Source organism: Thetidibacter halocola, assembly GCF_018224955.1.
Taxonomy (GTDB): domain Bacteria; phylum Pseudomonadota; class Alphaproteobacteria; order Rhodobacterales; family Rhodobacteraceae; genus Thetidibacter; species Thetidibacter halocola.
Window position 1 is genome coordinate 579,379 of sequence record NZ_JAGTUU010000002.1, and the last position, 19,721, is coordinate 599,099.

The window sequence follows — 19,721 nt, forward strand, 5'->3', positions numbered from 1 at the left end:
TATGCTCTGCCCATTCTGCCGGAGCCGCCCATGCCCTTCGACCCCCAGCTTGCCGAGATGCGCTTTGGCTGCGGCCTGTCGCCCGGCGTCGCGCCGCCCGACAGCGTGGCAGCGATGCTGGCGGGGCTGTCGGCACCCGACTCCATGGCGGCGCGTTTTCCCGTGGCGTCTTTCGCCGCCCTGCTGCCCCGCATCGCCGAAGAACGCGCGCTGCAAAAACGACGTCGCGAGGTTTCCGGCACGTCCGCCGAAAAGGAGGCACGGCAGGCCATCAAGGCCGCCCGCCTGGCGCTGAACACTGTTGCGGCGCAGGCACTAACCGCGCACATGCTGCGCCGCGCCCACAGCGATACGCCATTGCGCGAGCGGCTGGAGGATTTCTGGGCCGATCATTTCACCGCGCAGGGCAAGGAGGCCGCGCTGCGCGCCGCCGGACCCGCCTATGTCGAGGAGGCGATCCGCCCGAACGTCGCGGGCCGTTTCGAGGATCTGCTGATCGCCGCCGCCACCCATCCGCTGATGGTGCATTACCTGGACCAGAACCGGTCCTTCGGGCCCGGGTCGAAGGCCGCGCGCGGCCGGGGACTGAACGAGAACCTCGCCCGCGAGATCCTCGAACTGCACACTCTGGGCGTCGGTGGGCCATATACGCAAGACGATGTGCGGCAGCTGGCCGAGTTGCTGACCGGGCTCAGCTTCAACGTCGAGGCAGGCCGGGTGTTTCTGCCGCGCCGTGCCGAGCCGGGGGCGGAAACCGTCCTGGGCCGCGCCTATGGCGGTGCGCAACCCGGCCTTGGCGACATTGAGGCGGTGCTGCGCGACCTCGGCCGCCACCCCGCCACCGCGCGGCACATCACGCGCAAGCTGGCAGTGCATTTCGTCTCTGAAACCCCCGACGCCGCGCTGCTGACCTCGATGGAGGAAGCCTGGCTTTCGACGGAGGGCGACCTGCAGGCGGTTCTTGCGGCGCTGCTCGATCACCCCGCGGCGTGGGCCGGGGTGGGCCGCGTCAAGCGTCCTGCGCTGTTCATGGCTTCGGCCTGCCGGGCGCTGGCCCTGCCCGGGACGGCGCTGGAGGGGCGAAAACCCCCGGCGGTGGCGCGGTTGTTCGCGAGGCCCATGGCACTGATGGGGCAGGTCTGGCTGCGCCCGCCGGGGCCGGATGGCTTTCCCGATGCCGACTCGGCCTGGATCACGCCGCAGGGCGTGGCGACGCGGCTGCAATGGGCGCTGACCGTGCCGCAGCGGCTGGTCGGCGACCTGCCCGACCCACGGGCTTTTGTCGACACGGCGTTGGGGGGGCGCGCGACCGGGGCGGTGCGTTTTGCCGCCGGGGCGGCGGAAAGCCGGGCGGACGGGATCGGCCTCGTGCTGGCCTCGCCGGCGTTTCAAAGGATGTGAGGCGATGGACAGACGCGGTTTCCTGACACGATCCCTGGCGCTGGGCTGTTCGGCCGCTGCCAGTCCGCTGCTGACGCCGGTCAGCTTTGCGGCCGCGCCGGGCGAAGCGCGGCTGGTGGTCATCATCCTGCGCGGGGCGATGGACGGGCTCGATGTTGTGGCGCCGCATGGCGACCCGGATTTCGCGGGTCTGCGCGGTGGCGTGTCGCTGGGCGGCGCGGGCGGGCATGTCGACCTCGACGGGTTCCACGCCCTGCATCCGGCGCTGTCGCCGCTGCTGCCCCTGTGGCAGGCGGGCGACCTCGGCGCGGTGCACGCCGTCTCGACCCCCTATCGCGACAAGCGCAGCCATTTTGACGGGCAGGACATCCTCGAAGCCGGGGTGGTGGGGCTGGACGACGGAGCGGTGCGCGAGGGCTGGCTCAACCGCATGATGCAGCACATGCCGGATGGACGGATGCAGACCGCCTGGGCGGTGGGGCGCGATCCCCAACTGATCCTGGACGGACCGGTGCCGGTCTCGCGCTGGGCGCCCGAGGCCGACCTCGCGCTGTCGCCGCAGGCGGCGCTGCTGGCGCGGCAGGTGATGAAAACGGACCCGGCGATGGCGGCCGCGCTGGACGAGGCGTTCCGCGTGGCCGATGCCGATGGAGACCCGCTGATGCTGACGCCGGGGGAGGGCGACGGCATGGCGGCGATGGCGGCGGGCGGCGGCGGACCCGGCCCGGCCCGGCGCATCGCCGATTTCGTCGCCGAACAACTGCGGGGCGAGGCACGGATCGCCGCGTTTTCGCTGAATGGCTGGGACACGCACGCGGCACAGGCTCGTGGCCTGCCCCGGGCGCTGAGCGCGCTGTCGAACACGATCCTCGGCCTGCGCGAAGGGCTTGGACCGACCTGGGGGCAGACGGCGGTGCTGGCGATGACCGAGTTCGGACGGACGGCGCGGATGAACGGCTCGGACGGGACGGATCATGGCACCGGGGGCGCGATGCTGTTCGCCGGTGGCGCGCTGCGCGGCGGGCGTGTTCTGGGCGAATGGCCGGGCCTGTCCGAGGCGGCGCTCTATGACCGGCGCGACCTGATGCCCACGCGCGACCTGCGCGCCCATGCCGGTTGGGTGATCGGCGGGCTGTTTGGCCTAGGCCGGTCCGAGATCGAGCAGGCGGTCTTTCCGGGTCTCGACCTGGGGTCCGATCCGGGTCTTCTGGCCTGAGCGGGACGGCCTGCGGCGCTGTTCCGCCTGCGGCGGAAGGCGCCCCGCCCGCCGTCCCATGCCGCCCGCGCTTGCCGTGGGCCGCCCGCGCCGGTTGCGGGCAAAGTGCGCCTGCTGATGCGCTTTCTAGATTGCGACCTTGTCGTTCAGCCGATCCTGGATCAGCGCCGCAAGCCGCGCGACGCTGGCCTGCATCGCGGCGCCCTGATTGCGGGCCCGCGCGAGATCCTCGGCCGCCTTTTGCAGCGGGGTATCGCCGGCGCTGCGGGCCACGCCGCCCAGGAACTGGGTGACATAGTCCAGCATCCGCCCGTCGTCGCTGTCATCCAGCACGTCGGCCGCGTGGGCCATGTCGTCGCGATAGGCGGTGGGATCGGGCCGCACCGGGTCGTCGCTGACCAGCCGGGGCCCCGGGGGCTGCCGGTCGGTCGGCAGTCTGCGCAGGATGGCGTTCTGGAAGGCCATGACCGACGAGATCGGCTTTGCCAGAAAGCCATCGGCGCCGGCGGCCAGCGCCACCTCTTCGGCAAAACTGTCGCCCGAGGTGCCGAGGATCACGTCGACCCGCGGGCAGGCAACCGAAAGCTCGGAGATCAGTTCCGCCCCCGACCCGTCAGGCAGGCCGAGGTCCACGATCACCGCGCTGGGCCTGTAGACCGACAGGTGCCGCCGGGCCGAGGCGAGGCAATCGGCCCGCCGGATCCGTGCGCCCGAGCGCAGGCACAACAGCCGCATCGCATCGCAGGCGTATCGGCTGTCTTCCACCACCAGAACGGTCAGCCCCAGAAGGGGCCGCGTCGCGGTGGGACGCAGGTGCATGTTCAGATGATTCATGTCGTCCATGTTCCCCTCCAAGGCGAATGCGACTCGACTTTGACTCGGCTTGGCTAACAGGCGGTTAATGGACGCACCGTCTTGCCTGACCGTGGGTGGCTGCGCCATATGGGCGGCAGATCAGCCACAGGAGAGACCCATGATCGGCCGCCTGAACCATGTCGCCATCGCCGTTCCCGACCTGGAAGCCGCCTCGGAGCAATACCGCCACGCGCTGGGCGCCAAGGTCGGCGCGCCGCAGGACGAACCCGATCACGGCGTGACCGTGGTTTTCATCGAACTGCCGAACACCAAGATCGAGCTGCTTTATCCCTTGGGCGAGGACAGCCCGATCAAGGGTTTTCTCGACAAGAACCCCTCGGGCGGCATCCACCATGTCTGCTACGAGGTCGATGACATCCTGGCTGCGCGCGACCACCTGAAGGCCACCGGTGCCCGTGTGCTGGGCTCGGGTGAGCCCAAGATCGGAGCGCACGGCAAGCCGGTGCTTTTCCTGCATCCCAAGGATTTCAACGGCTGCCTCGTGGAACTGGAGCAGGTCTGATGGGAATCACCTCGGCACTCGTGCTCTACGCGGTCATCTGGTTCATGACCTTCCTGATCGTGATCCCCATCCGGCTTAAGACGCAGGGCGACATGGGCAAGGTCGTGCCCGGCACCCATGCCGGCAGCCCAGAGGTTCACAACCTCAAGCGCAAGGCCTGGATCACCACCGGCGTGTCGGCCGTGCTGTGGGCCATCATCGCTGGAATCATCGTGTCGGGGGTCATCACCGTGCGGGATCTCGACGGTTGGATGTTCAACCGGATGGGGCCCCCCTCGGGGCAGTGAGGGCCGCCACCGCGCGGATCGGCCCTTAAACCCTGGAGTTTTCCAGCGTTGACGGGGTAACCCGCCCGGAACCCGAAGTCCCGGGCGGGTTCTGTCAGCCGCGCAGGCGGTGGTGCAGGATGATCGGCACGGCAAGCTCTTCCTCGTCGCCGAGATGCCGGTCGAGCAGCGCCTCGACCGCCTGCGTGTGTTCATGCAGGCACCCGGCCTCGTCCCGCGCCTGCCCTTGGTCCAGCTGGATCAGCTGGATGGTGCGGTTGGCGCTGCGGGTCAAGTCGTGCAGCACACCGTCGAGCATGGTGTGATCCTTTTCGAGGATCGCTAGCCCGCTTTCGAAACGCGGATCGGCGGCGGCGAGTTCAGGAAAATACGACCTGTCCTCGAAATGGTGGTGGCCGTGCAGGCTGACGACCAGAGCGTGCCCGGCGCGGCCAAGGCGGTCGGCATAAAGTTCTCCGTCCCGCGCCTTGTCCAGATACGCCTCGGTCTCGGCGGTCAGGGTCGCGGCCAGCCGGCGGAACCCCTGGTGCGCGCCGAGCCAATTGCGCGTGGCGCGGGCAAAGCCGGGATGATCCTCCCAGGCGTCGCGGGGATAGTCGCGCAGCAGGACGCGCATGGCGTCGGGCATGGGGGCGGTGCGGATGGTAGGTGTATCGAGCATAGCACTCTCCTTTCGCCCTCCATCTGGGGGGCGCGGCCCCGCCGCCACAGGCCCAGCCGCGCACAGTCGCGGTGCGTGGGCGGCCTCTCAGCGGCGCGAGAGTCGGTGGAAAAGGTGCGTGAATGTGGCCGCGCCGAGGACCGGGATCACCAGGTTCATCAGCGGAATCGTCAGCGGGATCGCCATCAGCACTCCCGCCGCCCAGATGCGCATCGCGTGTTGCCGGCGCAGGCGGGCGGCCTCTTCCCGTCCGACCCGGCGGATCGCGGCGAGCGTGAAGTACTCCCGTCCCAGCAGGAACCCGTTCAGCCCCCAGAAGATCAGCGGCGCGATCGGGCTGAGGAAAAGATACAGAACCAGCGCGACCGCGTTCGCCGCGATCAGAACGCCGAGGAAGCTGGCGGTGTCGCGCAGCGCGTCCGCGACGGGCACCTCGGTCGCGGGACCGAGACCGGGGTAGTGCCGGTCCTCGACCGCCTGGGCCACGTCGTCGAGAAAGATCGAGGTCATCGACGAGGCCACGGGGATCATCAGGAAGACCGACAGGACCAGCATCAGCGGTAGCATCGCCCAGCTGGCGACATTGTCGATCCAGGTCACCGTGCCGATCCAGGGCAACGTCACCGCATCCCCCACGAAGACCCCCACACCCCAGACCACCAGTGCCGTGAAGCCGAAGAGCAGCGCCAGCGTCAGCCCGATCCCGCGCAGCAGCACCGAGCGGAACCGCGCGTCGCCCATCTGGCCCAGCGCCGAGACGAAGCTTGTCAGGATCATTCCGACATCCAACTGGTGATGCGGTCTAGGTCGGGGCGCGGGCGGTCGGGCGGGGTGCTGGTTTCGGTGCCGATATGCACGAAGCCCGCGATCCGCTCGTTCGAGGCCAGCCCCAACGCGCCTTCGACGAAGCCGCGGTCGTGGCTGGCCCAGCCGGACAGCCAGTTTGCGCCCCAGCCGCTGGCCAGCGCGGCGTTGAGCAGCGCGAGGCAGACCGCGCCGGCGGAATAGGTCATCTCGATCGCGGGGATCTTGTCGCTGTCCTTGCGGACCTCGATCACCGCCACGGCAAGCGGGCTGTCGGCGAAGGCGGCGCGCGCCTTGGCGATGTCCTCGGCGCTCTTGCCCAGCCTGCCACCGGCCTCTTCAGTAGCCTCGGCAAGCCGTGCCAGCGCCGCCCCCTGCAGCACGATGAAGCGCCAGGGCTCCAGCTTGCCGTGGTCGGGGCTGCGGGCGGCGGCGGTCAGGATCGGGCGCAGGGCCTCGGCATCGGGGGTCGGCGCGCGCAGCGTCTTGGCCGGGCGCGAACGGCGCGTCAGCAGGAATTCCATCGCCTGCGGGTTCGGATCGGGCATCGTCTCTTCCTTTGTGCTGCGCTCTATGTCTGCGCGACGCGGCGGGGTTTCAACCGGGAAATGCCGGGTTTCGTTCCGGCGCCTTGCGCGTCAGGATAAGCGGATGAGCGATCCCGACCTCTCCGACCTCGCCGTGCCGGGCGCCACGCTGGCCGTTCGCGTCACGCCGCGCGCCGCGCGCAACGCGATCCAGCGCGAGGGTGACACCCTGCGCGTCACCGTCACCACCGTTCCCGAGAACGGCAAGGCCAATACCGCCGTGATCCGCATGCTGGCCAAGTCGCTGGGCGTGCCGAAATCGCGGCTGACGCTGATCCGCGGCGAAACCGGGCGGGACAAGGTCTTTCGAATCGAGGGGTGAGAGGCTTGAACAAGCCATCGCAGCGGCACGCGCTTCAATTAACAAGCTTTTGATAATAATTCATAAAATTTCTCAATGTTTCGCGTGCGAAACATCCGATCAGCGTTTCTGACCTTTCTCGACCCGGCGATACACGCCCTCGGGCAGGTCGATCGCGGCGGCGAGGTCGCGCATCTGGGTCCAGGACAGGGTGATCTTCTGCATCGTGTCGGTGCGGGCGTCGTATTGCTCGACGGTCACGCATTCCTCGAAGGACGAGATGACGATGTCCTCCTGCAAGGGGACCTCGCCCTCATCCACGAGGGTGACGATGGTGGCGTCGAAATCGTGCTCGATACTGAACATGGGCCCAGCCTAGCGCGCCGCGTTTCGCGGCGAAACCCCTGTCAGGCGATGTGACGCGCCCGACCCTGCCGTTCGCGCCTGCGGTGCATCGCGAACAACAAAGGGGCGAGGACGCGGTCATAGACCACCCGCGAGAGGGGCGCCACCACCGGCAGACGGACCAGCGCCGCCAGCCAGCGCAGGCGCGGTATCTGTTCCCACAACAGGGCAAAGGCCGCGACGCCGCTGAACCGTTCCCCGCCTCGCATGACGTGGAACCGCCGCGCCGCGTCCGCCGGGGTCAGTCCGAAACGCTGCATGTCGCCGTCGCTGAGGCCGGCGAAATCCACCGGCAGTTCCTCTTGTGCCACCGTGCGCTTGTAGCCTGCGACCTCGCGGGCACAGATCGGGCAAGTATCGTTGTAGATCACCGTCAGGCGGTCGTCGGAATGCTGTGTCATGCGCAGGCACATAGCGGGCGGCGGCACACCGCCAAGTGATCCGTCGCCTCTGGCCGCGCGGCGGATCGGCGCATATGGTATCGTCAACTGCAACCGGACCCTGACGATGACCCGTTTCCTGCCATTGATCCTGCTGTTCTTCGCCGCCGCCTGCGAGCCGGTCGTGATCCCGACGGGCCCCGCGCCCTCGTCGCGCCCGACGGTGGCGGCCCCCTCGGACACCGGGGCGATCAACCTGCGTGCCCAGACCGCCGCACGGCAGTTCGTGCAGGTGGTCGAGACGGTCGAGCCGGTGGCCGAATCGGAATGCCGTCGCGCCGCGCCGCGCGCCAATTGCGATTTCCTGATTGTCGTCGACGACCGGCCCGGCCAGGCGCCCAATGCCTTCCAGACGGTGGACGAGTCGGGCCGTCCGGTGCTGGCCTTCAATCTGGCGCTGATCGCCTCGGTGCGGAACGCCGACGAACTGGCCTTTGTCATGGGGCACGAGGCCTCGCACCACATCCTCGCCCATCTCGACCGGATGCGCGACAACGCGACGGTGGGCGCGGTGATCTTTTCCGGCATCGCGGCGATTTCGGGCGCCAGCGCAGAGAACGTGCGCTCGGCCGAGGAACTGGGGGCAGCGCTGGGTGCGCGCAGCTATTCCAAGGATTTCGAGCTGGAGGCTGACCGGCTGGGCACGGTGATCGCCGCGCGTGCGGGATTCGATCCGCTGCGCGGGGCCGCTTTCTTTGCCCGCATTCCTGACCCGGGCAACAAGTTCCTCGGGACCCATCCGCCCAATGCAGCGCGGATGGAGACGGTGCGCCGCACCGTCGCGGCGATGCGCTGATCTGACCTGAATCAAGGAAACGCGGCGACAGGCTGCTACCCTGACTGTCAGGATGATCTGACAGAGAAGGGGAAGGTCGATATGACACCTCACAAGACGATCCGACGCCATGCTGGACTGGTCGACGAGATGGCCAGTGCGCAAGGCATCGACCTCGAGGAGCAGATCCTGCGGGGGCATTTCTCGATCTCCGACCTCGAGGATGCAGTGCTGCGCTGCACCGGTTGCGCGGCGCCCGAGGCCTGCGAACACTGGCTGGCGGCGCAGGAGGGCGTTGCAGCGGCGACCCCGGACTATTGCCGAAACGCGGCGCTGTTCGCCGAACTCGCGCGGCAGGGCTGAACGATGTTGCCCGATCGCGCCGACCGCGCGCCAAACACGCCGCTTGGTCCCGAACAGAGGCATTACTGGCTTGTCATGCGCATGGCGCAATCCGCTGGGGTCGATCTGGTGGCCGCCATGCGCGAAGGGCAACTGACCCAGGCCGAATGGGCCGGCATGGTGACCCGCTGCCGTGGTTGCGATTGCGTCGAGGCTTGTCACCGTTGGCTGGCCGACCCGTCGGATGCGCCGCGCGCGGTGCCCGAGGGCTGTCTCAACCGCGACCGGCTTGGCGCGCTCAAGACAGAAGGAGAGACAAGATGACCCGGATCCTGCCGCTGGGCGATCCGGCCCGGCATTTCTTCATGACGCGCAGCGTCGCCAGGGTGATGGGCCTGAGCCTGTCGGAAGAGATGAAAAGCGGTCGGCTGAAGCCTGAAACCTATACCGCGATGGTCAATGCCTGCCAGACATGCGCCTTGGTTGAGGCCTGCGAGTCCTGGCTGGGCCGCCAGGCAGCGTTGAGTGCGAGCCCGACACCGGGTTGCCGAAACAGTGCGATCCTCACCGAACTCGCCCGCAGGCAATAGGCGTTTCGCGGCGAAACCGGCGGTCTTTGCGCCTGACACGAAAAGACCGGCCTTTGGGGGCCAGTCTTTTGCGGTCTGGTTGGCGGCGTCAGGCGCGCAGGTTGCGAGCCGATTCCTTGATCGCCTCGTATTGGCCGGAGGGCCGGAAGCGCCACAGATAGTCGGGTAGCACCGCCTCCATCGCCGTGGGCTCGATCCCCAGTTCGGCAAAGCCGCTGGCGTCCTCGGCCACCACGTTGTCCGACCGCAGCGAGCGGACCTGGTCGACGGTGATCTGCGCCGGGATCAGCCCGCCCGAGGCCATGGCGACGAAATCGGATACCGACCCGATGAGGCGCGCGACGGGGAACGGGATATTCAGGATCAGGCGGCGGCGGCGGATCACCCGCAGCATCAGCGCCATCAGGTCGCGGAACGTCTCGGCATCCGGGCCGCCCAGTTCGTAGATGCCGGGCTTCGCGGTGCCCAGCACGCCCTTGACCGCGGCCTGCGCCACGTCGTCGACATAGACCGGCTGAAAGCGCGTCTCGCCGCCCACGACAGGGAGCACCGGCCCCAGCCGCGTCATGCCGGCGAAGCGATTGAAGAACTGGTCCTCGGGGCCGAAGATCACCGAGGGCCGCAGGATCATGGCGCCCGGCATGTGGGACAGCACGCCTTCCTCTCCAAGACCCTTGGAGCGGGCATAGAGGCTGTCGCCGTCCTTGTCGGCGCCGATGGCCGAGATGTGGACCATGCGCGCCACACCCTGCTGCGCCGCGATGCGGGCAATGCGTTCGGCGCCCTCGTGCTGCACCGCGTCGAAGTTGTTCTTGCCGCGCGAGTCGAAGGTTCCGACGCAGTTGACCACCGCGTCCGCCCCCTGCATCGCCGCCGTGACGCTGGCATCGTCTCGGATGTTGCATAGCACCGGTTCCACCTGGCCCACGACGCCGTAGGGCCGGACAAAGATCGCCTCGTTCGGGCGGCGCACCGCCACCCTGACTCGCCAGCCCTCCTTGGCCATACGCCGCGCGATATAGCGTCCGACAAATCCCGAACCCCCATATATGGTTACGAGTTTCGACATGCGCAGGCTCCTTCGACGTTCGGTCCGGGGCAGGGATAGCCTTGGCGGGGCGCTGTATCAAGGTGTTCGATTGCCGCGGAAAAAATCCTGCGAAAAGCCCGTTGACAGTGCTTTGCGCAGCCCTTAAACGGCGCTTCACCACCTGTGCCCAGGTGGCGGAATTGGTAGACGCGCTGGTTTCAGGTACCAGTGGCTTAACGGCCGTGGAGGTTCGAGTCCTCTCCTGGGCACCATTCACTCCTTGTTATCCCCTATATTGTCAACGAAAACAGGCCGATAGCTGCCTCTCTGGGTCCAATCCACAGGAGGTCCACACTATGGGCGTTGTGATGAAGTTGAGAGGTCTCTCCGAACTCGGGCAAGGGCGCTGGGAATACCGGCGGCGCGTCCCGCTTGCTCACCGGACCGCCGAAGCGCAAACAGGAACAGGAGCACGGCGAAGACGACGGCACCTTAGCGCAGCCCCGCACGCATCCACGGGCTGGCGGTGACCCCAGCTATCAAGTTGGCGATCATCGTCGCCCCCGTTACCAATCATCAAAGCGGGCGAAGATCGTGACCGCGATCCCACCGAGCGCCACGGCGATGAATAGCCAGCTAAGCGTATCGAGATACGGCACCAGCGGCAGGATGGCGGTCTGGGTCTCGGTCAGGACGATCTGCGCCACCTCGACGCCTGCCGCGCTCAGCGTCGCCACGCCTGCCGCGCCACCGCCCTTCATGGTGCGGCTGTCGGCCAAAACCTCGCGCGCTGGTGGCGTTTCTTCGGCGAAGGCAGTCTCCCGGACCGGGAACCGCTCGCCCCACTGACGCGCGGGGCCGAGGTCGACATGTATGAACCCTGAGCGTGGGTAGAAGCCGAAGCCGAGGCATCCGACCACGCGGGCTGCCGTTTCGAACACCACCGGATCGTGGTTCGACATAGCGATACCGAAGGCGCTGCTTCCGAATGATGTTCAATAGTCCCATGTGGATCACTCCGTTGTCCCCGTCACCTGTCGCGAAGGGGAGAGTCGCATGGGTCAATTCTCATTGGAAATCAGGCCGCTGCCCGGGTCAGTTCTGAGTGAAAATCAACACCGAAGCATGCTGGCGACGCGGAAACGCGCGGAGATAGCGCCGCGCGGAGGCCTTCCTGCGGCCAGGAAACGGCGCCGCTGCGCTGTCAGGTTTCGCTCGAACACGCCTGGCGGCGGGCGATTGCGTTGATAAGGATCATGGTCTTTTCCATCGCGTCGCGGAACCGAGGCCGTCCCAAGTTGATAACGTCGAGGGCGACGCTCGGCAATCCGGCGCGCGCGAAGAACACGGCACACCAGGAGACGTGCGCCGGGCCTGCGTCGTCCTGCACCAGCACAGTTTCCATCGCCTTGTATCCGGCAGCTGGATCGCCGGCGAGGGTATTGAGCACGCCCTCGGCGATCCCGCGCTCGACATCGAAACGTGGATCGGCGGCGAGGGAGTGGAGAATACGGGCGGCGCCCGCGTTGTCGCCCTGCCGGGCGCGCTCCTCGAGCAACAAGAGCGCGCCGCTCATCTGTGCACCGGACGCCGCGTAGCACCGTTCCAGCATCTCCCTCGCCAATCGGCTGCCCCTGATGAACAGGTTTTGCCAGACGTAGGCGGTCGCGCCGGGAAGAGGCGGGCCGTTGCGCAGCTTGGCGACCCGGTGTCTGACGCCGGCGGCCCGGTAGAGCCGAATGGCGGCAACCACAGCCCAGTCGGGCGGTTCGGCGGTTGCCGAGATCAACCGTTGCAGCGCGTCGGCCGCTTCCGCGAGCCGCGCCTCGCGGGCGAGCGTCTTGATCGCGTTGAGGTCATTGAGGAACGCCGCGTCGAGACGGCTGCCGCGCGTTCGTTCGGGCTTCGCTTCGTCGCGCATGATGGCATCGAAGACCCGGGCCACGCCAGCGGCGAACGGGGGCATGACCATCAAGCTGTGGAACGTGTCGACCTCGTATTCATGAACGCCGCCGACGGCGAGATGCACCCACTCCAGGCCAAGATCGCGTGGTGCGAACGGAAACTTCCGCAGCGGTCTTATAAGGTGGCAGTCGGCCGTGATCGGGCCGACCGGCAGCATCAGAAACTGGTGCATCAGCATTTCGCCAGGTGAACCCGACTCCTTGCCGGTCGGGCCAAGGCCGCTGGCGGGGCTGGCGCCGTCGATCACGATGATCCGGCCGACGTTCAATCCGCGGTCGGCCGCGCGGATGGCCAACTGGCCGCAGATCGGCCCGCCGTAGGAAAATCCGACCAGGGTCAGCGGCGCCGGCGCCTGCCAGGCTTCGAGATCGTCGAGGAACGCCTCTATCAGCGCGGCGCCGCGCCCGGGGGCGGGCGGTACCTCGCCTGGCATTTCGAACGCCAGTGCCAGAACGGTGTTGCGACTGTCCATCGCCGGCAGGATGTCGTTCGCCCAGACCCCCGCCCCGGTGTGGCCCGGCATCAGCACGATCGGGGAGAGCGACGGGTCTCCCTGCTTGAGCACCCGCAGGTGTTTCAGGTTGCCGACGACGAGGGCCGGGCTGTTCGAGATCATGTACCGCATCCGTTGCAGCGTCGGATCGGCCCAGAACGCCGCGAAGTCGATCTCGGTCTGGAAGACTCGCTCGACCTCCAACACCATCCGGACGAGCGACAGCGAGGTGCCGCCAAGGGCGAAGAACTCGGCGTCGTCGGGGATCTGCCTGCGATCGAGCGACTCGCACCAGATCGACGTCAGCAGGTCCGGAGCGGTCGAGACGCCCACGGGGTCGACTTCGTCGGTGGCGTGGGCCGCGCGCAGGGCGCCGGCGTCGGCCTTTCCGTTCGGCGTCAGCGGGATCGACTCGACCGCTACATAGCGCGTCGGCAGGATCGGCTTGGGCAGCAGGCGGGAGAGGAAGGCCCGCAGGTCGCGTTGGGTCGGGGCTGGATCGGCGACGGGCTCGAAGTAGGCGACGATCCCGGTGACAAGGGTTTGCCCGCGGCGGAACTCCGGCACCACCGCAGCGCGGCCGATCCCGGGGTGCTCCATCAGAGCTGTTTCGATCTCGCTGGGCTCGATCCGGTAGCCGTGGAACTTGAACTGCGTGTCGCGGCGCCCGAGGAACTCGATCTGGCCGTCGCGGTTCCACCGCGCCCGGTCGCCGGTGCGGTAGAGCGACACGTCGCCGTCCCCTGCGATCCCGAGCGCGTGCGCAGGGAGGCGGATGAATTTCTCGGCTGCGAGGTCCGGCCGGTTCTCGTAGCCGCGCGACAGCCCGGGGCCGCCGACCAGCAACTCGCCGGCGAATTCGTCGGGCAGGGGCTGCAGCGCCCCGGAGAGGACGAAGGCGACGTTGTTAGGCAGGGGCCGACCGATCGGCACGTTCCCGGTCACCTCGGCCGGCACCCGGTAGCTGGTGGTCAAGGCTCCGTTCTCGGTGGGGCCGTAGACGTTGGCCAGGCAAAGGTCCGGATTGGCCGCGAGCGCGCGCCTGCAATGCGCCGCCGAGGCGGCCTCGCCGCCTACGGAGAGATATTTCAGCGGCGCGAGGGCGCCGGGGTCGGCGTCGACAAGGGTGTTGAACAGGCTCGTGGTCATGAAAGCGGCGGTCGGCCGTAGCCGGCGCAACTCGGCCTCGAGCCCGCCTTCGGCGAGGAGGTGCTTTTCGCAGAGCACCAGCGCGGCGCCGCACAGCCAGGCGCCCCAGACCTCGACGAAGCTCCCGTCGAACCCGGCGGAGGCGAGCTGGATCATCCGGTCGCCGCGGCCGATGGCGGCATGCCAGGTACCGGTCACCAGCCGCACGATGCCGACATGGCTTACCGGGACGCTCTTTGGATTGCCGGTAGTGCCAGAAGTGAAAATCAGGAAAGCGTCGCTGCCGGGGTCGGCGGCGAAGCGTGGCGGCGGCGTCGGTTCGAACCCCTCCAGCTCGGCGCGCCCGGGCAGGGTAAGGACGCGGGGCGGGCCAGAGACGTCGCAGTTTGCGTCCGGCGGCAGTATCAGCGCGTCGCTGCCGGATTCGCGCAGAACGTAGCCGACCCGCGCGGCGGGCAGTCCGCTGTCGACCGGCACCACCGTCAGCCCGGCCTTGAGCGCCGCGAGCCAGGTGCGGAAAACCGCCGTGCCCCGCGGCATGCAGACCGCCAGCCGATTGCCCGCCTCCAGACCTTGTGCAAGCATCCAGTGGGCGAACCGGTTGGTGTCGGCGTCTAGGTCGCGGTAGGTCCACGTGGCATCCGGTGTTTCCAGGGCGGTGGCGTCAGGATGGCTGCGCGCGACCTCGGCGAAGCGGCCGGAGATGTCGAGCGGCGACGCCAGGGGGGCTGTATGTACCGAGCGCGCGGCTGCGGCCCGGATCTGCTCTGCGTCGGCCAGCACGATCTCGCGGAGCGGGATCCGCGGGTTTTCGATCACCTGCTCGAGGATCCGCCGGAAGCACGCGGCGAGTGCCCGCAGGATCTCAGGGTCGAAATACTGGCGTTGGCCGTGGAAGGAGAAGACCACCCCGTCGGTGTCGCGGTGGAGCCGAAGGAAAAGGTTGAGCGCATGAACGCGCGGTGGTTCCGGGCGCGGCTCGACTACGAGCTCCCCTGCATCGACGGGGAGATCCGGGGCATTGTAGTAGACGATCCCCGCGCGCGAGGCGCTGCCGCTCGCGAGGTTCCCACGCGCCTTGCGCATCGCGGCGTCGACGGCGTCTAGAAGCGCGTCGAATCTCTGATGAGTGAAGGGCTCAAGGCTGACTTCTTGTTCGCGGACGAACAGACCCAAAGCCTGGCGGTCCGCCGGGGCTGGCCGGTCGGCCGCCGAGATCGAGACGCTTAGGCCCGGCTGATCGCAGTAGGCCGACAGCAGCAGCTGGTAGGCCGCGACGAAAAAGGTGAACTGCGTGCAGGAATGGACCCGCGCCGCGGCCCGGAGCGCGTCGAACCCGGCCAGATCGAGACGACCTTCAGCCGTGCAGATGGAATAGCCGCGGCCGGCGGGGAGATCACACTTCGGCATCGGCCAGTCGATCTCTGGCGGCGACGGCAACGGGGCGCCGGGGTCCATTGGCCGGGCCGCGAGGTAGGACGCGAAGGAACCGGGGGCGGGCAGATCCGGGGTGCCGCCCCCGAGGGCTGCGCGATAGAGCGCCGCGAGGTCGTGGATCAGGATGCGCCACGACCAGTCGTCGCAGATCGCGTGGTGAAGCACGACGGCGAAAACGTGGGTCTCGGCATCGACGCGCAGCAGCCGCGCGCGCCACATCCGTTCGGCCTCCAGCGGCAGCGGGGCAAGGCTTTCGCCGGCGACGATCGCATCGACGGTGGCAGCCCGCTCGGCCGGCGAAGCGCCGGCGAAGGTTTCGCACGGCAATGCCACGTCGAGCGCGGGGGCGAAGGCCGGGGTCAGTGCCCCGCCCGACTTGCGCACCGAGAACCGCAGGGCATCGTGGCGTGTGACCAGCGCCTTGAAGGCGGTCTCAAACGCGGTCGGGTCGAGGGGGCCGCGCAGGGTCCAACTTCGGGCGACGTTGGCCACCGCCTCGCCGTCATGGAGAAGTTGCGCCGAAATGACGGTCTTCTGTTCCGGGGACAGGACCGGTGCGCCCGACACGGCGGGAGCCGGACCTGTCACGGATGCGGCGCGCAGGGTGTCGAGCAGGGCTTTGCCGTCGCTGGCGGAAAGGGAGCGGGCGCCGGTCATGTGTCGCGTCCGCCGGTCACCACATCGACAAGGCAAGGGTGGTCCGCCGCCAGCGCCTGCGGGGCGATCGCCTCCCATTCGGCGAAATGGCATACCCTGTGGCCGGTGCCGCCAAAGCCGCGCATGATCGCGGCGTGGTCGGTCGTTCGCGCGTAGCCGGCGATCCGCGTGTCGGTGCCGCCGAGCTGGCCGCTTTCGGAGCCCATGCCGAAATTGTTGGCCACAACGACACAGACCGGGAACCGGTAGCGCACGAGCGTCTCGAGGTCGGCGAGGCCGAGGCCGAGACTGAAGTCGCCGGCGATCACAACGGCACTGGTGAACCGCCGCGACGCGAGCGCGCCGATCGCGTGGCCGAGACCGGCACCGAGATGGCCGTACACGCCGGGAGTGATCCGCGACCAGGCACCGGCCGGGATCAGGTTACGGCCCGCGTGGATCAGCTGGCTGCTTCCGTCGAGCACCAGCGCGGTGCTGGGTGCGAGCCGCCCAGCGAGTGAGCCGAGCACCTGGTCGAGCAACGCCGGGGCCGGGCGTGCCAGGTCATCGCGCCGCGGCGCGGGATCGGCCCGGTCTGGGCGGTTCGTCGGCAGATGACGGAGCAGGAGGTCCAGCGACGCGCCGATCGGCCCAAGGCAGGCGTGGTCGGGGGATCGGGCGGCGGCCGGCGGCCCGGACGTGGGGGTCAGCGCAACAACGGTGGCGGACGCGGGGATCGCGGCGCCGAACCGCAGCGACCAGTCGAACTGCGCCCCGAGCAGGACGACGGCGTCGGCGGACGCGAGCGTGGCGTGCACACGGTCGTGCGGAACCTGCGGAACTTCCGCGCCACCGAAACCGATGCTGAGCCCGGTCGGGCAGAGCGGCGCACCGAGGCGGCGTGCGAGCCGGGCGATGTCGGTGATGTCGACCGACCAGCGCGCCTCGTGGCCGACGACCACCACCGGACGTTCCGCCGCCGCGAGCGCCGCGGCAGCCGGCGCAGCCCAGTCCTCTTCGGCCGAGGCGGGCGCCACCGGGGGTAGGGGCGCCGGTGCCGTCGCGGCGCCCAGCAGCATCGCGCCAAGCAAGGGGCGCTCAAGCTCGACGATGGCCGGTACCCGCGACGGTCCGACGGCGTTGGCGAGTGCCGCGCCGAGATCGTCTACCAGGCTCCCGGCCACGGCGAGACGAAGCCGCCGGCAGGACGCCGGAACCAGAGCCGTTTCAGCCCCCTGGAAGGCACCCCGCGCCGTGTCTTCGTTGGTTTCCACCAAGCTCAGCAGCAGCATCGGCGCGCCATTGCGGATCGCCGAGTGGAACGCTGCCAGCGCCAGCGCAAGTGCCGGTCCGCGCGAAACCAGCACCACGCTTTCCAGCCGGCCGACGGCAAAGCTGTCGGCTTCGGCTGCGAACACCGCGCCGGTCTGTGTCCGGCAGGAGATGACCGTGAGCCCGGCGGCGGCAAGGGCCCGCAAAAGCGGGTAGGTGAGGTCGCCCGGTACGGTATAGACGCGCGCGATTCCCGCCGCGGCGCATGTCGCGGCAATCGCATCCGGGGCCGCCATCTCGGCCCCTCGCGGTGCGGCGCGGGTCACACCTGCGTTCCGTGCCGGGGCGGCAGATGCCGCGCCAGCGCCTCGACTCGGGCCGTGATCCGGGCACTGTCTATGGTTTCGAGGTGGGCGGCGAGCTCGACCGGGGTTGGAAAACGGAACAACGTCTCCGCAGACAGCGACACGTCGAACAGCGCGTTGAGTTGGAGGACAATCGTGGTTCCCGACAGCGAGTCGCCGCCCGCGAGGAAGAAGTCGTCGTCTCTGCCGAATTCGTCCCGGCCAAGGGTCTCCGCGAACAGTGCCACCAGCACGGCTTCGACCGGCGTTTCCGGTGGCGAGAATGCATTTTTCAGTTCCGCCGACAGCAGGCGTTCCATGTCGAGCCGCCGCGGCTTGCCGGTGGGGCCCTTGGGGATTTCGTCGACCCGCAGGATCCGGCTCGGTACCTTGTAGGCCGACAGCACGTCGAAAAGCGCGGCCCGCAGCCGGCGGGTGTCGGCTGGCGCGGCGGCGTCGATCACCACCGCGGCGGCCAGGTCCTGGCCGAGCGTCGGATGGGCCACGGCGAAAGCGATGGCCTCGGCCACGCCGGGCTGGTCGAGCAGGGCCTCCTCGATCTCCATCGGCGCCACCTGGGCCCCGCCGCGCTTCACGATCTCCTTGTCGCGGCCGACGAGCGTCAGCGTGCCGTCGGTGTCGATCCGGCCGGTGTCTCCAGTGTTCATCCAGCTATCAGCGAAGGTCGCGGCATTCGCTTCGGGATTGTCGAGATAGCCGTCGATCACCGACGGGCCGCGCACCTGCACGCGCCCGGCGGCACCCTTCGACCGCTCCATGCCGGCACCGTCGACGATCCGCAGGGTGCCTGGGGCCGGGCGGCCGAGGCTGCCGTGGGGGGCTGGTTCGTCGGGACGCTGGGCGCAGATCTGGTGGCTCGCCTCGGTCATCCCGTAGGCTTCGACCACCGGACAATCGAAGGCCTCGCGCAGCCGGTCGCGCAGCCTGCGCGGCAGCGCCGACGAGGACGACCGGATCGCCCGCAGCCGGCAGTTGGAGGCGAGGTCGGGGTGGGCGCGCGCCGCCTCGTGGATGGCGCGGTGCATGGTTGGAACGGCGGTGTACCAACTCGCGCCACTGGCAGCAGCGGTGCGCAAGAACGCCAGCGGCTCGGGGTCGGGCCGGACGATTGTCCTGGCCCCGGCCAGGAGCGGCGCGAGCAGCCCGGCGACGAGACCGTGGACGTGGTGGAGCGGCATGATCTCGATGCCTATGTCGGCAGCGGTCAGGCCGAGCGAGGCCGACACGTTCCGCGCCCCGCAGACCAGTCGCCACCCGTCCAGCGCGACTAGCTTGGGGCTCCCGGTGGTGCCGGAAGTGGTGAGGACCACGCCGCTCCCGCCGAGCCTGCGCCCCTGCGCTGTCGGAAGCGGGTCGTCCAGCGGCCCGGTGAGGCTGATCGGCCGGCCGGCCTCGGCGGTGACGACGATGCAGGGGATGCCACCGGCCCGCTCGCGTGCCAGTGGTGCGGCCTCGGGGGTCGCGACGATGGCGGCCGGGCGCAGTGCGGTGAGAAGCGCGCGCGTCTCCGCCGCGGTGGCCGCTGCCGGGATTGGGGCAACCCAGCGGTGCGCCGCGATCGCCGGAAACAGCAGCGCTGAGGCGATAGCGTGGCCGGAGAAGAGCGCCACGACGGCCTCCCGGCCGACGCCGAGACGCTCGAGCCCGGCGTCGATCGAGGCGGCATTGCTGTCGATCTGTTCGAAACTGACCTCGCTGCCTGTGGTTGCATCAACCAGCGCAATGCGCGGGCCGTTCGCGCGGGACGCGGCTGCGATTGCGCGCTCGAGGCTTTCCATTGCTGTCAAACCGTCCGGCCCCTTCCCCATCTCGCGCGAGGGAAGATAGGCCAGTCCCGGTGCGTCTCACAACCGATTCGCGTCCGGCGCCGAGTTCTTGCGCGGACCCAGCGCTGAGCCCGGGCGGCGGATGCGCCACCCTGCTTTTCCAGGATCCGGCCAAGCACGCCGCCGAGCGTCCGACGCCCTTCTGGCGTCGACGCGCCGCCCTCGAACACCGCCCGGCACAGGGCACAAGCGTGGCCTGAATGGACGCACAGAACAGGGAAAGCAAAAGCTACATATGTACCTGTCGTGCTGAGCGCTGAGGAAGTGACGCGTATTCTCGAGGCCGCACCCGGGCCCGGGCTCCGCTACCGGGCGGCATTCAGCGTGGCCTATGGCGGCGGGCTACGTGCGAGCGAGGTGA

The 19,721-nt window shown here is 68.8% G+C and carries 19 protein-coding genes, 1 tRNA gene and 2 pseudogenes; 11 read left to right on the forward strand and 11 right to left on the reverse strand.

The genetic code is table 11. The features are described 5' to 3' along the window. The first annotated feature begins 30 nt into the window (after positions 1 to 30). Positions 31 to 1,401 (forward strand): DUF1800 domain-containing protein, encoded by a 1,371-nt coding sequence (locus KB874_RS06965; protein ID WP_212535822.1) that lies wholly within the window; start codon positions 31 to 33, stop codon positions 1,399 to 1,401. Positions 1,402 to 1,405: 4 nt separating this feature from the next. Then, positions 1,406 to 2,617, forward strand: a complete 1,212-nt coding sequence (locus KB874_RS06970) for a DUF1501 domain-containing protein (protein ID WP_212535823.1) — start codon at positions 1,406 to 1,408, stop codon at positions 2,615 to 2,617. Between the two features lie 126 nt (positions 2,618 to 2,743). Here KB874_RS06970 and KB874_RS06975 read toward each other — a convergent pair whose 3' ends face one another. Further along, on the reverse strand, positions 2,744 to 3,460 hold the full coding sequence (locus KB874_RS06975; protein ID WP_212535824.1) for a response regulator: 717 nt from the start codon (positions 3,458 to 3,460) through the stop codon (positions 2,744 to 2,746). Positions 3,461 to 3,590: 130 nt separating this feature from the next. Between KB874_RS06975 and mce the strand changes: the two genes are divergently transcribed. Beyond that, a complete protein-coding gene (gene mce, locus KB874_RS06980) occupies positions 3,591 to 3,995 on the forward strand; it encodes a methylmalonyl-CoA epimerase (protein WP_212535825.1) in 405 nt (134 codons plus the stop codon). Further along, entirely contained in the window at positions 3,995 to 4,282 is a 288-nt protein-coding gene (locus tag KB874_RS06985) for a DUF1467 family protein (protein WP_212535826.1), read from the forward strand. The genes mce and KB874_RS06985 overlap by 1 nt, the downstream gene beginning before the upstream one ends. Before the next feature lie 94 nt (positions 4,283 to 4,376). Here the strand turns inward: KB874_RS06985 and KB874_RS06990 are convergent, their stop codons facing one another. The 3 genes from KB874_RS06990 to KB874_RS07000 all read right to left on the reverse strand — a co-directional run bounded on the left by KB874_RS06990 (position 4,377) and on the right by KB874_RS07000 (position 6,295). After that, positions 4,377 to 4,943, reverse strand: coding sequence for a hemerythrin domain-containing protein (locus KB874_RS06990; RefSeq protein WP_212535827.1), 567 nt, complete (start codon positions 4,941 to 4,943; stop codon positions 4,377 to 4,379). An 87-nt stretch (positions 4,944 to 5,030) separates the two neighbouring features. Continuing rightward, positions 5,031 to 5,720, reverse strand: a complete 690-nt coding sequence (locus KB874_RS06995; protein ID WP_212535828.1) for an EI24 domain-containing protein — start codon at positions 5,718 to 5,720, stop codon at positions 5,031 to 5,033. Then, on the reverse strand, positions 5,717 to 6,295 hold the full coding sequence (locus KB874_RS07000; protein WP_212535829.1) for a nitroreductase family protein: 579 nt from the start codon (positions 6,293 to 6,295) through the stop codon (positions 5,717 to 5,719). Before KB874_RS07000 ends, KB874_RS06995 begins: the two co-directional genes overlap by 4 nt. A gap of 103 nt (positions 6,296 to 6,398) precedes the next feature. Between KB874_RS07000 and KB874_RS07005 the strand changes: the two genes are divergently transcribed. Then, positions 6,399 to 6,656: a DUF167 domain-containing protein gene (locus KB874_RS07005; RefSeq protein WP_212535830.1), complete on the forward strand. Its 258-nt coding sequence runs from the start codon at positions 6,399 to 6,401 to the stop codon at positions 6,654 to 6,656. Positions 6,657 to 6,755: 99 nt separating this feature from the next. Here KB874_RS07005 and KB874_RS07010 read toward each other — a convergent pair whose 3' ends face one another. Then, positions 6,756 to 7,001, reverse strand: coding sequence for a hypothetical protein (locus tag KB874_RS07010; protein ID WP_212535831.1), 246 nt, complete (start codon positions 6,999 to 7,001; stop codon positions 6,756 to 6,758). 41 nt (positions 7,002 to 7,042) lie between these two features. After that, on the reverse strand, positions 7,043 to 7,441 hold the full coding sequence (locus tag KB874_RS07015) for a thiol-disulfide oxidoreductase DCC family protein (protein ID WP_212535832.1): 399 nt from the start codon (positions 7,439 to 7,441) through the stop codon (positions 7,043 to 7,045). Between the two features lie 106 nt (positions 7,442 to 7,547). On the opposite strand from KB874_RS07015, the gene KB874_RS07020 reads away from it, so the two are divergent. The 4 genes from KB874_RS07020 (at position 7,548) to KB874_RS07035 (ending at position 9,187) form a co-directional block, all read left to right on the forward strand. Further along, positions 7,548 to 8,276 (forward strand): M48 family metallopeptidase, encoded by a 729-nt coding sequence (locus tag KB874_RS07020; protein ID WP_212535833.1) that lies wholly within the window; start codon positions 7,548 to 7,550, stop codon positions 8,274 to 8,276. An 81-nt stretch (positions 8,277 to 8,357) separates the two neighbouring features. After that, the gene (locus KB874_RS07025; RefSeq protein ID WP_249200299.1) at positions 8,358 to 8,618 is read left to right on the forward strand and encodes a DUF6455 family protein; all 261 of its coding nucleotides are present in this window, start codon (positions 8,358 to 8,360) and stop codon (positions 8,616 to 8,618) included. 3 nt (positions 8,619 to 8,621) lie between these two features. Further along, positions 8,622 to 8,921: a DUF6455 family protein gene (locus KB874_RS07030; protein WP_212535834.1), complete on the forward strand. Its 300-nt coding sequence runs from the start codon at positions 8,622 to 8,624 to the stop codon at positions 8,919 to 8,921. Beyond that, a complete protein-coding gene (locus tag KB874_RS07035) occupies positions 8,918 to 9,187 on the forward strand; it encodes a DUF6455 family protein (protein ID WP_212535835.1) in 270 nt (89 codons plus the stop codon). The genes KB874_RS07030 and KB874_RS07035 overlap by 4 nt, the downstream gene beginning before the upstream one ends. Before the next feature lie 88 nt (positions 9,188 to 9,275). Here KB874_RS07035 and KB874_RS07040 read toward each other — a convergent pair whose 3' ends face one another. Next, positions 9,276 to 10,256 (reverse strand): complex I NDUFA9 subunit family protein, encoded by a 981-nt coding sequence (locus KB874_RS07040; protein ID WP_212535836.1) that lies wholly within the window; start codon positions 10,254 to 10,256, stop codon positions 9,276 to 9,278. Between the two features lie 146 nt (positions 10,257 to 10,402). On the opposite strand from KB874_RS07040, the gene KB874_RS07045 reads away from it, so the two are divergent. Continuing rightward, positions 10,403 to 10,489 (forward strand) — tRNA-Leu (locus tag KB874_RS07045). A 294-nt stretch (positions 10,490 to 10,783) separates the two neighbouring features. On the opposite strand, the pseudogene KB874_RS07050 reads toward KB874_RS07045, so the two are convergent. From KB874_RS07050 to KB874_RS07065, 4 genes and pseudogenes are all read right to left on the reverse strand, one after another. Continuing rightward, positions 10,784 to 11,197, reverse strand: a pseudogene (locus tag KB874_RS07050) (YcbK family protein); the annotation flags it as partial. Positions 11,198 to 11,421: 224 nt separating this feature from the next. After that, positions 11,422 to 15,918 (reverse strand): non-ribosomal peptide synthetase, encoded by a 4,497-nt coding sequence (locus KB874_RS07055; protein WP_212535837.1) that lies wholly within the window; start codon positions 15,916 to 15,918, stop codon positions 11,422 to 11,424. After that, complete coding sequence (locus KB874_RS07060) at positions 15,915 to 17,465, reverse strand: thiamine pyrophosphate-dependent enzyme (protein ID WP_212535838.1); 1,551 nt, start codon at positions 17,463 to 17,465, stop codon at positions 15,915 to 15,917. Before KB874_RS07060 ends, KB874_RS07055 begins: the two co-directional genes overlap by 4 nt. A gap of 26 nt (positions 17,466 to 17,491) precedes the next feature. Continuing rightward, positions 17,492 to 19,312 (reverse strand): non-ribosomal peptide synthetase, encoded by a 1,821-nt coding sequence (locus tag KB874_RS07065; RefSeq protein ID WP_212535839.1) that lies wholly within the window; start codon positions 19,310 to 19,312, stop codon positions 17,492 to 17,494. 285 nt (positions 19,313 to 19,597) lie between these two features. Between KB874_RS07065 and KB874_RS22810 the strand changes: the two are divergent. After that, positions 19,598 to 19,721, forward strand: a pseudogene (locus KB874_RS22810) (integrase); the annotation flags it as partial.